The sequence below is a fragment of the Wolbachia endosymbiont (group A) of Andrena helvola genome, assembly GCF_964028415.1.
Taxonomy (GTDB): Bacteria; Pseudomonadota; Alphaproteobacteria; order Rickettsiales; family Anaplasmataceae; genus Wolbachia; species Wolbachia pipientis.
Window position 1 is genome coordinate 614,397 of record NZ_OZ034779.1, and the last position, 12,826, is coordinate 627,222.

17 protein-coding genes are annotated in these 12,826 nt (G+C 35.8%); 3 read left to right on the top strand and 14 right to left on the bottom strand.

Annotated elements, in window-relative coordinates; translation table 11 throughout:
* Positions 1–171 precede the first annotated feature (171 nt).
* Complete coding sequence (locus ABWU73_RS03285) at positions 172–315, top strand: hypothetical protein (RefSeq protein ID WP_245610998.1); 144 nt, start codon at positions 172–174, stop codon at positions 313–315.
* Positions 316–516: 201 nt separating this feature from the next.
* On the opposite strand, the gene ABWU73_RS03290 is transcribed toward ABWU73_RS03285, so the two are convergent.
* Positions 517–1,437: a patatin-like phospholipase family protein gene (locus ABWU73_RS03290; protein ID WP_264373666.1), complete on the bottom strand. Its 921-nt coding sequence runs from the start codon at positions 1,435–1,437 to the stop codon at positions 517–519.
* Between the two features lie 9 nt (positions 1,438–1,446).
* On the bottom strand, positions 1,447–1,671 hold the full coding sequence (locus ABWU73_RS03295) for a hypothetical protein (protein ID WP_065094365.1): 225 nt from the start codon (positions 1,669–1,671) through the stop codon (positions 1,447–1,449).
* Positions 1,672–1,868: 197 nt separating this feature from the next.
* Here ABWU73_RS03295 and ABWU73_RS03300 point away from each other — a divergent pair, with 197 nt between their 5' ends.
* On the top strand, positions 1,869–2,330 hold the full coding sequence (locus tag ABWU73_RS03300) for an ankyrin repeat domain-containing protein (protein ID WP_265038305.1): 462 nt from the start codon (positions 1,869–1,871) through the stop codon (positions 2,328–2,330).
* Here ABWU73_RS03300 and ABWU73_RS03305 read toward each other — a convergent pair.
* The 12 genes from ABWU73_RS03305 to ABWU73_RS03360 all read right to left on the bottom strand — a co-directional run bounded on the left by ABWU73_RS03305 (position 2,307) and on the right by ABWU73_RS03360 (position 11,564).
* Complete coding sequence (locus ABWU73_RS03305; RefSeq protein WP_264951386.1) at positions 2,307–3,275, bottom strand: phage late control D family protein; 969 nt, start codon at positions 3,273–3,275, stop codon at positions 2,307–2,309. The genes ABWU73_RS03300 and ABWU73_RS03305 overlap by 24 nt on opposite strands.
* Position 3,276: 1 nt before the next feature.
* Positions 3,277–3,480, bottom strand: a complete 204-nt coding sequence (locus ABWU73_RS03310; RefSeq protein ID WP_065094347.1) for a tail protein X — start codon at positions 3,478–3,480, stop codon at positions 3,277–3,279.
* A complete protein-coding gene (locus ABWU73_RS03315) occupies positions 3,461–3,682 on the bottom strand; it encodes a phage tail protein (protein WP_353285514.1) in 222 nt (73 codons plus the stop codon). The genes ABWU73_RS03310 and ABWU73_RS03315 overlap by 20 nt, the downstream gene beginning before the upstream one ends.
* 40 nt (positions 3,683–3,722) lie before the next feature.
* Positions 3,723–4,811: an IS481 family transposase gene (locus ABWU73_RS03320; RefSeq protein ID WP_264329420.1), complete on the bottom strand. Its 1,089-nt coding sequence runs from the start codon at positions 4,809–4,811 to the stop codon at positions 3,723–3,725.
* Between the two features lie 72 nt (positions 4,812–4,883).
* Positions 4,884–5,075 (bottom strand): phage tail protein, encoded by a 192-nt coding sequence (locus ABWU73_RS03325; protein ID WP_353285515.1) that lies wholly within the window; start codon positions 5,073–5,075, stop codon positions 4,884–4,886.
* A gap of 3 nt (positions 5,076–5,078) precedes the next feature.
* On the bottom strand, positions 5,079–7,250 hold the full coding sequence (locus ABWU73_RS03330; RefSeq protein WP_265017787.1) for a phage tail tape measure protein: 2,172 nt from the start codon (positions 7,248–7,250) through the stop codon (positions 5,079–5,081).
* Between the two features lie 112 nt (positions 7,251–7,362).
* Positions 7,363–7,614 (bottom strand): phage tail assembly protein, encoded by a 252-nt coding sequence (locus ABWU73_RS03335; RefSeq protein ID WP_065094344.1) that lies wholly within the window; start codon positions 7,612–7,614, stop codon positions 7,363–7,365.
* 17 nt (positions 7,615–7,631) lie between these two features.
* The gene (locus tag ABWU73_RS03340) at positions 7,632–8,132 is read right to left on the bottom strand and encodes a phage major tail tube protein (RefSeq protein WP_065094343.1); all 501 of its coding nucleotides are present in this window, start codon (positions 8,130–8,132) and stop codon (positions 7,632–7,634) included.
* Positions 8,133–8,146: 14 nt separating this feature from the next.
* The gene (locus ABWU73_RS03345) at positions 8,147–9,334 is read right to left on the bottom strand and encodes a phage tail sheath subtilisin-like domain-containing protein (protein WP_264373673.1); all 1,188 of its coding nucleotides are present in this window, start codon (positions 9,332–9,334) and stop codon (positions 8,147–8,149) included.
* Between the two features lie 11 nt (positions 9,335–9,345).
* Positions 9,346–9,903 (bottom strand): hypothetical protein, encoded by a 558-nt coding sequence (locus ABWU73_RS03350; RefSeq protein WP_065094341.1) that lies wholly within the window; start codon positions 9,901–9,903, stop codon positions 9,346–9,348.
* Positions 9,904–9,909: 6 nt separating this feature from the next.
* Positions 9,910–11,373: a hypothetical protein gene (locus tag ABWU73_RS03355; protein ID WP_065094340.1), complete on the bottom strand. Its 1,464-nt coding sequence runs from the start codon at positions 11,371–11,373 to the stop codon at positions 9,910–9,912.
* Complete coding sequence (locus ABWU73_RS03360) at positions 11,370–11,564, bottom strand: hypothetical protein (RefSeq protein WP_065094339.1); 195 nt, start codon at positions 11,562–11,564, stop codon at positions 11,370–11,372. Before ABWU73_RS03360 ends, ABWU73_RS03355 begins: the two co-directional genes overlap by 4 nt.
* A gap of 117 nt (positions 11,565–11,681) precedes the next feature.
* On the opposite strand from ABWU73_RS03360, the gene ABWU73_RS03365 reads away from it, so the two are divergent.
* Positions 11,682–12,770, top strand: a complete 1,089-nt coding sequence (locus tag ABWU73_RS03365; RefSeq protein ID WP_264329420.1) for an IS481 family transposase — start codon at positions 11,682–11,684, stop codon at positions 12,768–12,770.
* Positions 12,771–12,826: the final 56 nt, after the last annotated feature.

Below are 12,826 nucleotides of genomic sequence, written 5' to 3' on the forward strand. Positions count from 1 at the left end.
TGTCAGAGATCATCTGAGAATTGCATTTTAGGCTTTAGATGTAGAAGGGGTCTTATCGTCTTTTTATAAATACTCTAAAAATAGGCTTAAATCGCCAAGAGATGGATATCATGAATTTAGTAGCGTAAAAACATCAAAGATACCTCATATCATAAAGTTTAATGTCAACATTTGGTAGCAACATTCCCGATTTACAAAGCAGAGGCAATAAAGGTTGCAAATAATCTACGTATGTTGGACGTTTCTGTTGATGCTATTTCTAAAATAACAGATTTATCTATTGAGGAACTTGAAAATCACGCTTCCAAAACTTAACCTGAATTAAAAGCAACATTAGTTTACTGATTTCTACACAATATATTAAAATATCAACGAAGGTGATTACATAATTAATTATCTGCATTGCTGAATGAAATTCTTGTGCTTCTGTATTCAATATATAATATTAAAAAAATATTTTAGTAAATTTATTAAAGTAGATACTAGAAACTCGCTTATTTCGTTTTTCTAGCTCAGTTATAGTTTTGGATTTTGCTTGCAGAATTTGTCTATCACTTTCTGGTTATCCTCTATCATTTTACTTGCCTCTTGCTGAAGAAATTTGATATTTTTGAGTGTAATATTGTCCATCTCAGTCGATGCTACTTTCAATTGCGATTGTATTCTTATGTATTTATCATCTATTACTTGTTCTAGTTGATAATCAACGCAATCCAATCCAGAAGCAAACATCACATTCAGTAGTGGCTTGATCCACCCTATTTTGCCAAATCTCCTTGAGTTAGCATACTTTATACTTCTATTTGTTCCACCAGTGCCTATTGATAGCAGTATAATCTCATCATTTGGAAATAACCTTTTACCACTTGCATATGCACAAGCCGCTGGATTATTGGCAAACACTCCGCCATCTATCAACACTCTCTCTCTTTGGCTAATTTTTAGACGTTTTGGTGTGAAGTACGTTGGAGCAGCTGTTGTAGCTCTGAGTGCATCTTTTAACTTAATGTTTTCTTCTTTCCAACTTTTGAAGAAAAATTCACAACTATTGTGAATGCCATAACTGGTGAGCAGTAGATTACTAGCAACATCGGCCATAGTGCTTTCGCCGAAGTATTTGTTGAGAATAAATTCCATATTTTTATATGAGTACTGAGAACCACTCAGCCAAGAAGCGATTGATTTTCTCCAAAGTGATGCTTGAAAGATATATGGTCCATACTCTTGGTAAAGTTCAACCAAATCATTGGCAGAGTATTGAAGTTTATTGCTTTTACAAAGTCCAGCAACAACAATTCCACCGGTTGAGGTTCCTGCCATTAAGTCAAAGATCTGGGAAATTGGCTTTTTTGTCCTAGATTCAATTTCTGCTAGAATAATGGCAGGAATTATTCCTCTAATTCCTCCTCCATCTACAGATAAAATGTACTTTGTCATTTGTTATAGTTATTTTTGTCTCTGCTCAAGCTCGTTAACTTCTTCAGCAAGGTTTTTGACCCTTTCTTCAAGACGATAGATGATTTCTGTAGTCCTTTGGTTTTGTTCTATAAATTTATCATGCATGTGTACTCTTAAGTCGAGTTTGGCCAGCCACCAGATAAATGCTATTGTTTGTATTACCATAGTAGCAATTACTGCTACAGGGATCTTTCCTGTACTTTGGTTTTTCATCTTAAAGTTCTCTTGCACAAATAGCTGCGTATTGATATATACAAGATTCATCAAAATTACGTCCAAAAAATCTTTTCTAAAATAAAGTTAATTGGTTGCACTGAACAAGCGATGCAAATAATATAAGAGACATGAAATCTAGCCTTTTTCGAAAATTATTAGTAAATTCGATAATACCAATAATATGTACTATCTTTTTGTTTCAACATTTTAGACCTTCAAAAAACATACCAATAAAAAGTAATGCAAATGGCAATAATCTGGAAAGATTGTCTACTGCAGCTAAAAAATGTAACTTAGATACTGTAAAGTCCTTAATAAAAAATGTGGTAGATATCAATGCTACTCATCATTTTGGCGCAACATCATTACACTATGCTACAAGCGGAGGCTGTTTAGAAGTTGTAAAATTTCTAATTAAAGAGGGCATTGATATAAATATTACTGATGCTTTTGGCTGGACAGCTTTGCACTATGCTGCACAGGAAGGACGTTTGGAAATTACTAAATTTCTACTGGAAAATGGAGCACATTCTCTTGCTAAAAATAAAGATAAAAAAACTCCTTTAGATCTTGCTGTAGAGGAATTAAACAATAATAAAGAAAAAAAAGATATTTATGAGGAAATTATCAATTTACTTTCCCATAACTGCTGTTAATATAGTACGATAGCCCAAATTATCAATTACATGCCCAGCCTTATTTATTATCCAATCACCATAAACTCCTTTGCGAAACCCCAAAAGGTTGATCTTTGCTTCGGCAAATAATTCAGGACTTCCTGGCATTGTGATATTAAGTGTTACTGTACTGCTCATCAGCTGATTTAATTTTGCAGATGCTGCACTTTGCGCCAAATCACTGCTTGCATAAACATCTCGCAGAATATAGCTTGGTTCCTGATCACCTACTTTTTCTGTTATAGTCTCTGCTTTTTCATAATCATACCAGTAGGCAATAACCGAGCCATATTGATTACGCTCATTAAATCTTACTTTCCAATTTGTAATATCTCCAGGTGTGAAAGTAATAGTGCTTAAAGTTTTTCCGGTAACTGATTTTGCTTTTCCTTTTGAAACAAACAGTAAATACCCTCCTGCAGGTTTTGCTATTGCTCCATAAATTTGAGCAAGCCTGGTTAAAAAATGCATATCGCTCTCTGCGGTCTGATCAATATGTGATATCATGATACTTGCAAACTCTTCAGCAACTTTAGCTTGATAGCCATGTTTGTTTGCGATTTTTTCCACTAAATCACTTAAAGTAGTTTGATGCCACTCATTAAACACTTGTTCCTTTAAAGACTGTTTTAAATCTGCTGCATGACTCTTAATTTTTAACGCCTGTGGCGGGCCTTGTAACACAATTTCATTTACTATGTAACCTCCCATTGGCACAATGCCAGTTTCTTTATATCCAAGTAAAATATTCAGCTTTGCTCCAGTTCTAGGAATCTCAAATAACGAATCACGGTCATCAAGGTGAATTATAGCAGTATCACTTATTACTCCAGCTTCATCAGTAATATGCATTGATACCAATCGACTCTTTATCAGCTCAGTGATTAAAACTCCCTCTACTGAAATACTAAAGTCTGGTGTCACTTTAATTCCATAGTTTTACTACTTGCTTTTGTATTGCTTTTTGAATTACAGGCAGTTTAATGGTTAACCCTGCAGGAAGAAGCTCATACTCTGCAAGACCAGGATTAGCTTTTAATACAACCTCAACTGTGCCAGAGCTGAATCCATAGTGTCTCCAGCAAATAAAATCTAACATGTCATTTTCTTTAGTTTTGTAGTACATCATTGTCAGCTGCAGTAAAGTCAGTAGTGTTATTTTGTGATGATAAATTGCTATAATGTTTTAAACTTAAATGAAACTCAGTTTTCCTTGGTTCACCATTCGGAAAAAAATATTTCTGTGTTTCTTCTATTTTTACGATAACAAAATGGCCTAAAATGTTACCTTGGCCATCAATAAGTAAAAGAGGTTTCGATGAATTTCGCATATTATTTGTAATAGTTCAGACTTGATCTGACAGGCGTGAATTAACTGACAGAAGAATTGACAAAGTCAAAACCAAAATCAGCATCCTGTTTAATGCTATCAATATTTTTCTGATAAGCAATATGCATACTATCAAAAAAGGTTTGCATAGGTGTCTTACCATAGCAATATTTACCTGAATGCGGTCGAGATCTATTGTAAGAATGCACCCAATGGTCTACATCTAGCTGAAGCTCTGCCAAAGAGGTGTAAATTTTCTTTCTGAAGATAATATTGTAGCATTCATCTTGCATAGTTCTGTGGAACCTTTCACAGATGCCATTAGTTTGTGGAGAACGAGCTTTGGTTCGAGAATGATCAATATTTTCTACCCCCAAATACAGCTGGTAAGCGTGATTTTCAGGTCTGCCACAGTACTCTGTACCACGATCCGTCAAAATGCGTAGCAATGATACTTTCTGTTCATCAAAAAACGGTATCACCCTATCATTGAGAAGGTCTGCAGCTGTAATAGCAGTCCTTTCTGTATAAAGCTTAGCAAAAGCAACTCTAGAGTAGGTATCAACAAAGGTTTGTTGGTAAATTCGTCCAATACCTTTGATATTACCCACATAATAGCTATCTTGGCTACCCAAGTATCCTGGATGTTCTGTTTCAATTTCTCCATGGGCCTCTTTTTCTTCCTTAGCCTTCTCTAGAGCTGTTATCTGCTCTTCTGTTAAGATAATGCCATCTTGAGCTACTTTTGCTTCTAATGCCTTTAACCTCTTTTTGAAATTCTCAAGATCGTTTCTTTGCCACACTGATCTTATTCCACTTGCAGAGATGAGAATTCCTCTCTTTTTCAGTTCGTTTGCTGCTCTTTCTTGTCCATACGCTGGAAATTCTATTGCTATTTCAATTACTGCTTTTTCTATATCCTCCGATACCCTATTTGCATATAATGGCTTGCTTTTGCTTATCTCGTGTAAAGCCTCTTCTCCTCCTTTTTCATACAGTTCTTTGAAGCGGTAAAATGTATCCCTTGAATATCCCATTACCTTACACGCCTGTGATACATTTCCTAATTGCTTTGCAAGTTCTAGCAATCCCAACTTTGGTTTTAGTATTTTTTCTTGTGTTGTACTCATATCTGACACTCCTTTAAAATTTATTCATATTTTTATCTTACTTTGTTCGCCTGTCAGATCAAGTCTGAACTATTACATATTATTTATTTGCTTCAGCCCTCCTGAATAGATTACTCCTGCAAGCTCAACAATGTCCTCTCCAGGACCAATACTTTGGAGCAATGGCTTTTCCCCAATACGCTCAAGTGCAGGCCAGCGATATTCACTTCTGCGTGTAAAGCCTTGCTCAATTAATGAAAATCTATATGGACCAAGAGATAACATAATTTAATTTATATCGTAAAGTGCGCCACTAAATTGTTCTCTAATTCGTTCCATTACTTCATCAGCAATGCTGCGTGCATTCTGCTCAGGGCTTGAATGAATATTGATACTAAATTGCATTTTGTTTTCTACAGTCTTACTTTGTGCTGTAATGGGGTACTTAAGAGAATCACTGATAACGTTATTTACAGATCTAACTTCTAGTCTAGCCTCATTTTTTTTACTCCATAGATTATTGATTGTTTTAAAAGGCTGAGTAATATTATTCCAAAATTTTCCTACCCAATCAGAAAAAGACTTCCATACAATTTTCACTGATTCCCAGATAGTAACAAAAAAGTTCTTTACTGCTTGCCATTTGGTAATTATCAAAGTTGCAGCAACAGCAATACCACCAATAATCAGCCCCATAGGGTTGCTCATCACGGCAATTGTTAATGCTTTAAATCCAGCAATAATTGCTGGAAAAACTGCAGAAGTAGAATAAAGACCTATTTTTACCAAAGTAATAACAGATCCAAACATTCTCCAAGTAGATAAAAGAGCGAATAAAGAACCTTTTATAAAAGTCCAAGCATATCCAAGAGATATAGCTGCTATTTTAATGCTAATCAACGCTGTAGCAGTACTCGTGATTACTGTAGTCAGTATTGGATATTCTTTTGCATACAGCGCTACTTGTGTAGTTGCTGACTTGAGAAGATTAACAGTAAAATTTAAAGGTGGTAATAATACCGCACCAAGATTCATACCCAATTCTGCTATTGAGTTCTTAAGTAACTGAAGATTATTTGCTGTAGTATTTGCTCTATTTTCAAACTCTCTTTGCATTGAGCCATGATATTCTTCGTTTATTAATCGCAAAGATTTTCTATATTCATCTAGACTACCAGTAAGTAGCGCTATATCATCCTGATATTCAAGACCAAAGAGGTCAAAGAGAACGCTAGAACGTTCTTGCTTATCTAATTTTGCAACTGTTTCTAAAAACTTAAGTAATGTACCTTGTGCATTCTTACCGATTGCTTTCTCAAACTCCTGAGCATTTATTTTTAGCACTTGAAACGCTTTTTGAAAATTGCCACCTTGTTTACTCGCTGTTTGCAACTTGCTGAGCATTGCATTAATCGCCGTACCTGCTTTTTCAGGAGTTTTGCCAAGACTAATGAAGCTACTTGCTAAAGCTCCTGCTTCCACTGCAGTTAAACCAAATTGCCTTGCTGTACCACCAATCCTGTTTAGCGTTGGAACAATGTCCTGAGCCTTTGCCGCAGTGTTATCAGAGATATGGTTTATCGCATCGCCAACGCTTTTCATTTCACCAATTTTAATTTGATAAATATTAGAAAGTTTAGCAATAGCGTCGCCTGCTTCTTCTGCTGACATATCAAATGCAGTTGCCATTTTGGCCACAGTGTCTGTAAAGATTGTAAGATCTTTAGCTGCAATACCAAGCTGACCACCACTTGCAGTAATTTGCGCAAGTTCTGCTGCAGATAGCGGAATTGTTCGTGACATTTCCTTTAATGTTTCCCCAAGCTTTGTTAAGCCATTTACATCTGTATCTTCAAACTTTACAACTTTCTTTACATCAGCCATGGCACTCTCAAAACTAATTGCAGCCTTAAGTGGTGCTGCAAGGGTGAGGCCAAGTGCCACGGTATCCATGATTTGAGCTCTAAAATTTGCTCTTTGCGCTAAAACTCCCTTACGTTTTTGCATTACGGAATTTAAAGCTGTATAGTTATTTTTAAGCTTTTCAATAGAAGAGCCAAGTTTAGCTTGATCTCCAATAAGAGATTTTATATCTCTACCACTTTTACTGAACTCCGTGCGTAAATGGTGGAGAGCACTTCTTTTTTGTAAATAAGCTGTTTTAGCTTTCAGTGCTGCAGTTTTAGACCTTGTAAACTCATTTTGCAGACTCTTACTTGGTTCTTCTGCGTTTTTTATCTGCTGAGCAAGAGATTTTGTCTTTATTTCTAGTTCATTCCAAGAACGCCTAGCAAGCAGAGCATCGTGGCTTAATTGTTTAAACTTGGATACTGATTTACTTGATGATTCAAGTTGTTTTATCGTACTACCAATACGAGAAAGTTGCTTCGTGCTACCTGCTATCGTACTATTAAAACTGCTTTGCAGTGTTGCTCCAATTACTATAGAAATTGCCTTCATTTGTATAATTTTCCGCTACTTTCAAACCAAGTAATAAATTCTTCAATATCCATATCAAGCCACTGATTGATTCCACCACCAACCATTGAGCTAAGTGATAATATGCTCAGCCTTAAATCTTCTGCTGAGACAAAAAACCTTGTAACGCTCCCTGAATCTTATTGTAGTCTGCAAGATCAAGTTCTTCTACTGCTTCTCTTGAAATACTTGCAAGATTTCCAATCAGTGCTACTTCTTTCTCTGCATCACTATTACCCATACGTTCAACAGCTAAACGGTCTCGAACTTTTGGACGACGTAGAGTTAGCTCTGAAACTAAAATTCCATCGATTTTTATTGGTTCAGTTAATTTAATTTTTTGCATTAATTTTACCCTTTTATTTAAATCCCTAAAGCTGTGCGCATAGAAGTCATTTGATCAACACCATCGATCTTGCGAATCATGTTTTCTGCATCAATTTCAATCAATTCTCTGCCATCAATGGTAAGCTTATAATAGTTGGCAGCAATTATACATTTTAGTGTTGCTTTTTCAGCAGCCTTCCAGTTACCAAAATCAAGTTCCTTAAAGAGCCCTCTTAAGTTAATTACTACTGATTCGGCATCACTACTTCCCTGCAAACCTCCTCTTAAAGTAAGAGAAACAGCATTATTGTTTATCAATCCGAAAAGTCTAAAGAGCTCAGAGTCATATTCAGAAAAAGTGAAATCTGCTTCAAGCTTTTCCATGCCCATATCAATATTTATTGGAATATCCATACCACCAGCTCTGTATTCTTCTGTTTTTATGGTAAGTTTTGGCAAGGTTACTTCATCTATTTTTCCTGCATAACCACGACCATCAACAAATACGTTAAAATTCTTTAGGATCTTTGGTAACATCTCTCTTTCTCCTTTTACAATATTGCGCCACTCACAAGGTGTGACCTGAAAGTAATCTGTTCAGCTGGATATGGTGGCGTGAACTCAAAATCAAAAGACACTTTTCCGCTTGCAATATTTGTTGGTGTATTGAGCTCTGGAGTTGCATAACATTTTCCGCTAATAATCGCCCCTTGCGCTTTTAAATTTGCAAGATAAGAATTTACCCCCTCAATCACATCATCTATATAAGTTTTGGTAATATTGCGATCAACTGCCCATAAATGAGCTCGAAGTAGACTATCGTTGATTAAATCTGCAGTCCTTCTCACTGACAGAAAAGCCCATTTTGAGTCATTTGAACATGTTCTATTTCCCCAAAGCCTATAGCCATTTTGATGAATTATCGTTGTTACTTCATTTTCATTTAAGTAGTTTGCTCTACAATTTGTATTACCGAGCGTAAAATCAATAGGCCTGCTTATGCCAACAATACCGTTTATTTCTTTATTTGAAGGTGAATGCCAAAATCCTTGTTCGCTATCTACTTTCGCTATTAAACCAGCTACAAATGGGCTAGACGGCAAAATTTCTTCTTTTCCTTCAATAAACACCTTAACCCATGGGTCAACAACGTAAACTCTTGAGCTACCTACACTTTTTCTCCATTTTATGGCTTCTTCATCATTGGTATTTGGTCCATCTGCAACTATTATTGCCCTTAGCTTTTCTGCTACTCCTATCAAAGCTGCTACTACTGGGTTTTTAGGATTTTCAGATTCAGGCAATTGATGAGTAAACTGAGGTGCAATTAGTATTCTTGGGGCAACATGTATTATGCTTTCACTGCTGAGGAATGCTTGAATTCCCTGATATTTTCCAGTCTCTTCATCAACTCCACCAATTATATTTTGAATAGCTTCACTTTCTTTGAGCTTTGTATCACTGTTTTCACTTTCTTCAACTCGAATAACTACTACTGTTGCACCAATTTGGGAAAATATTCCGTTTATTGCAGAAGGTAGTGTTCCACTTTTCCCAAGCTTTGCTGCTTCCTTTAAGCTTCCTGCTATCAGTACTGGTTTATTCAGTGGAAATTTTTGCTCATCAGCTTCAGGGGCAGTACCAATTACACCTATCACTGATAATTTAGCTGTACGTACTGATCTTGCTCCTGAGGTTACCTCAATAACCTTTACTCCGTGTAAAAATTCTTCTGGCATTTCTTCCCTTTTTAACTTTCTTGCATTGTTTTCCTGAAATCATCGAGCAAAGTCTGTAGCTCTTCTTCACTTTTGACTTCTTTAATTTTCTTCTTGGCGATGTCTTCCAATTCTTCACATTTCATTATTTCTTTTACTGCTTTTTTTGCCTTCTCTTGAATTATTTTTGCCATCTCTACTACTGAAATTCCTCTCACTCTTGCTAAAGGCTCTATAATTGCTGCATCTTTTTTATTTATAGATTCTGGTGCTGCTAGAATGTTTTTTGCGGCTTCTGCTTGAATCTCATAAGATTTAGCTTTTTGGTGAGAATTCCCTGCATATTGGTTAATATAGCTATCATAATAAAAACGCATACTATCAAATGCACAAAGCTTCGCATTATCCAGCAACTCCTTTTGTATATCTTCTTTAGTACGCTCAACAATTTCTCCTCTTTCAATTAATCGATAACTCTTTTGCCAGTCGAAATTCTTTGGTGCTTCATACCAATCATTCCCAGTTGGCTTATTTTCAAGTACTGTTACTTCTATCTGTTTGTTATTTTCAAATCTAATATAAATTGGCATTATTTGCTACCTCCAGAGCTCATAGGTTTCAGATAATCCTGGACATTGCCAAGCCTTTAGTGTTCTCTCTACATCTACCTCAAGCCCTGTGGTCAGAAAATTGCTACGTAAGTTATATATTCCCCACTGGATAAATTGACCATAGTTGTGTACATAATTTGATGCAAGCATACCTTGACTAACTTGTGTTCTAGAATATAGATAAGATGATGTGTAAAGTAACATTGCAACTGTTTTTCCTGCTGGAATTTCTACATTGCCAGATCCGGCCAATTTGCTATTAGAACTCGTGTATTGGTAAACATTTTTCCATATTATTTTCGAAATTATTGATTTACTAGCATTGGTATTATCTGGTGTTCCCACAAATAATCCTGCACCACCATACTCCGTACTAGAGTACGATGATCCAACAAATTCCATTGTTTTATTTATGTTCACATTTGTTGTATTTTTTACAAACACTACTCCAAGTGCAGCATATGGGTAATAGTATATCTCATCGTAACTACCCGAAAAACTGTTTGTGCATAACTCTCCGTAAATAAATGTTCCTTTATTTCCCTCTATAAAATTGAGTTGTCTTGGCCGATAAAAACTAACGTAATCTGTATCATATGTATGGCTACCTGCTAGTAGTTGCAACATACAGTCGGTTTTTGTTATATCACTACTCCACTTTCCAAGCTCTGTCGTAAAAGTTCCGTGGCCAAAGTAATTATTTTTTCTACCAAGTACACCAAATAAGAAAGGTAATGACCCTGGTTCAACCATATTGCGCTTTCTTATTTCGTTTGTAAGCAACGCTCTTAGTTGATCATCTCTAGTTTTTATCTCATTATGAATGTTTTTAGTTCGAGTTTCTATTTCTCCTATAATTGATGAGCCAGATGGTACATTATTAACAGCACGAAAATCTTCTACTAAACCTTTAAGACCATCTTTATGACTGTTGCTAATACTGTTTATTGCTGCAATATTCGCATCTTTTCTCGTATCAAGTAGCGATATGTGTGAATCTGATGATGCTTTTAAAGTGTTTAAGGCATTATCTCTAAGCTTGTTAATTTCATTGACAGAATTTGTTTTTGCTGCAGTTATTGACGATATTGAGTTTGTTTTGTTGCTGTTTATGTCACTTAAGTGTTTTTTTGCACTATCAAGAAGTTCTTTTAGCTTACCATCTGTCATCTGCACAATTTCAGAAACCGCATTTTTGTCAACTATTGATTCCAATGCCTTAGCAAGATATGCAAGCTGATCTGGAGTGCTGTTTGCTACTAAATCCTTAAGTCTCTTTTGTAGTTTATCAATTATTTCTTTTATTGTTGTCATCTGCACAACGTTGGAAATAGCTTTTTTATCTGCTATCAATTCCAGCGATTTTGCAAGATATGCCAGTTGATCAGCTGTGCTACTTACTGCTAAATCCTTTATCCTTTGGTGTAATGCTTCTATTGCTTCTTTCATTCCCAAAAATTTAAAAAAGTTTCAAATTTAAATCGTTTAAAATTATTTTTTAGTTGATTATGTTCATTTTCTCTTTCGGTAATATCTTCATCCATTTTCTCAATTGTGGTACGGATACGAACAACATCCTGCACAGCAATGTTTTCTGGATGAGGTAGTGAATATCCTCTGCTTGTTTTATCATCTGACATTCCGCTACGTGACAATGATTCGTAGATTTTTGACTTTAGGTGTAATAGTTCAGACTTGATCTGACAGGCGAACAAAGTAAGATAAAAATATGAATAAATTTTAAAGGAGTGTCAGATATGAGTACAACACAAGAAAAAATACTAAAACCAAAGTTGGGATTGCTAGAACTTGCAAAGCAATTAGGAAATGTATCACAGGCGTGTAAGGTAATGGGATATTCAAGGGATACATTTTACCGCTTCAAAGAACTGTATGAAAAAGGAGGAGAAGAGGCTTTACACGAGATAAGCAAAAGCAAGCCATTATATGCAAATAGGGTATCGGAGGATATAGAAAAAGCAGTAATTGAAATAGCAATAGAATTTCCAGCGTATGGACAAGAAAGAGCAGCAAACGAACTGAAAAAGAGAGGAATTCTCATCTCTGCAAGTGGAATAAGATCAGTGTGGCAAAGAAACGATCTTGAGAATTTCAAAAAGAGGTTAAAGGCATTAGAAGCAAAAGTAGCTCAAGATGGCATTATCTTAACAGAAGAGCAGATAACAGCTCTAGAGAAGGCTAAGGAAGAAAAAGAGGCCCATGGAGAAATTGAAACAGAACATCCAGGATACTTGGGTAGCCAAGATAGCTATTATGTGGGTAATATCAAAGGTATTGGACGAATTTACCAACAAACCTTTGTTGATACCTACTCTAGAGTTGCTTTTGCTAAGCTTTATACAGAAAGGACTGCTATTACAGCTGCAGACCTTCTCAATGATAGGGTGATACCGTTTTTTGATGAACAGAAAGTATCATTGCTACGCATTTTGACGGATCGTGGTACAGAGTACTGTGGCAGACCTGAAAATCACGCTTACCAGCTGTATTTGGGGGTAGAAAATATTGATCATTCTCGAACCAAAGCTCGTTCTCCACAAACTAATGGCATCTGTGAAAGGTTCCACAGAACTATGCAAGATGAATGCTACAATATTATCTTCAGAAAGAAAATTTACACCTCTTTGGCAGAGCTTCAGCTAGATGTAGACCATTGGGTGCATTCTTACAATAGATCTCGACCGCATTCAGGTAAATATTGCTATGGTAAGACACCTATGCAAACCTTTTTTGATAGTATGCATATTGCTTATCAGAAAAATATTGATAGCATTAAACAGGATGCTGATTTTGGTTTTGACTTTGTCAATTCTTCTGTCAGTTAATTCACGCCTGTCAGATCAAGTCTGAACTATTACAGTTAAAAGTTGCAGGTATGAAG

Excerpts from the sequence above, each read along its gene's own strand:
- ABWU73_RS03290 (WP_264373666.1), bottom strand. The coding sequence starts at position 1,437 with ATGACAAAGTACATTTTATCTGTAGATGGAGGAGGAATTAGAGGAATA.
- ABWU73_RS03295 (WP_065094365.1), bottom strand. The coding sequence starts at position 1,671 with ATGAAAAACCAAAGTACAGGAAAGATCCCTGTAGCAGTAATTGCTACT.
- ABWU73_RS03310 (WP_065094347.1), bottom strand. The coding sequence starts at position 3,480 with ATGATGTACTACAAAACTAAAGAAAATGACATGTTAGATTTTATTTGC.
- ABWU73_RS03315 (WP_353285514.1), bottom strand. The coding sequence starts at position 3,682 with ATGCGAAATTCATCGAAACCTCTTTTACTTATTGATGGCCAAGGTAAC.
- ABWU73_RS03320 (WP_264329420.1), bottom strand. The coding sequence starts at position 4,811 with ATGAGTACAACACAAGAAAAAATACTAAAACCAAAGTTGGGATTGCTA.
- ABWU73_RS03325 (WP_353285515.1), bottom strand. The coding sequence starts at position 5,075 with ATGTTATCTCTTGGTCCATATAGATTTTCATTAATTGAGCAAGGCTTT.
- ABWU73_RS03330 (WP_265017787.1), bottom strand. The coding sequence starts at position 7,250 with ATGAAGGCAATTTCTATAGTAATTGGAGCAACACTGCAAAGCAGTTTT.
- ABWU73_RS03335 (WP_065094344.1), bottom strand. The coding sequence starts at position 7,614 with ATGCAAAAAATTAAATTAACTGAACCAATAAAAATCGATGGAATTTTA.
- ABWU73_RS03340 (WP_065094343.1), bottom strand. The coding sequence starts at position 8,132 with ATGTTACCAAAGATCCTAAAGAATTTTAACGTATTTGTTGATGGTCGT.
- ABWU73_RS03345 (WP_264373673.1), bottom strand. The coding sequence starts at position 9,334 with ATGCCAGAAGAATTTTTACACGGAGTAAAGGTTATTGAGGTAACCTCA.
- ABWU73_RS03350 (WP_065094341.1), bottom strand. The coding sequence starts at position 9,903 with ATGCCAATTTATATTAGATTTGAAAATAACAAACAGATAGAAGTAACA.
- ABWU73_RS03355 (WP_065094340.1), bottom strand. The coding sequence starts at position 11,373 with ATGAAAGAAGCAATAGAAGCATTACACCAAAGGATAAAGGATTTAGCA.
- ABWU73_RS03360 (WP_065094339.1), bottom strand. The coding sequence starts at position 11,564 with ATGTCAGATGATAAAACAAGCAGAGGATATTCACTACCTCATCCAGAA.
- ABWU73_RS03365 (WP_264329420.1), top strand. The coding sequence starts at position 11,682 with ATGAGTACAACACAAGAAAAAATACTAAAACCAAAGTTGGGATTGCTA.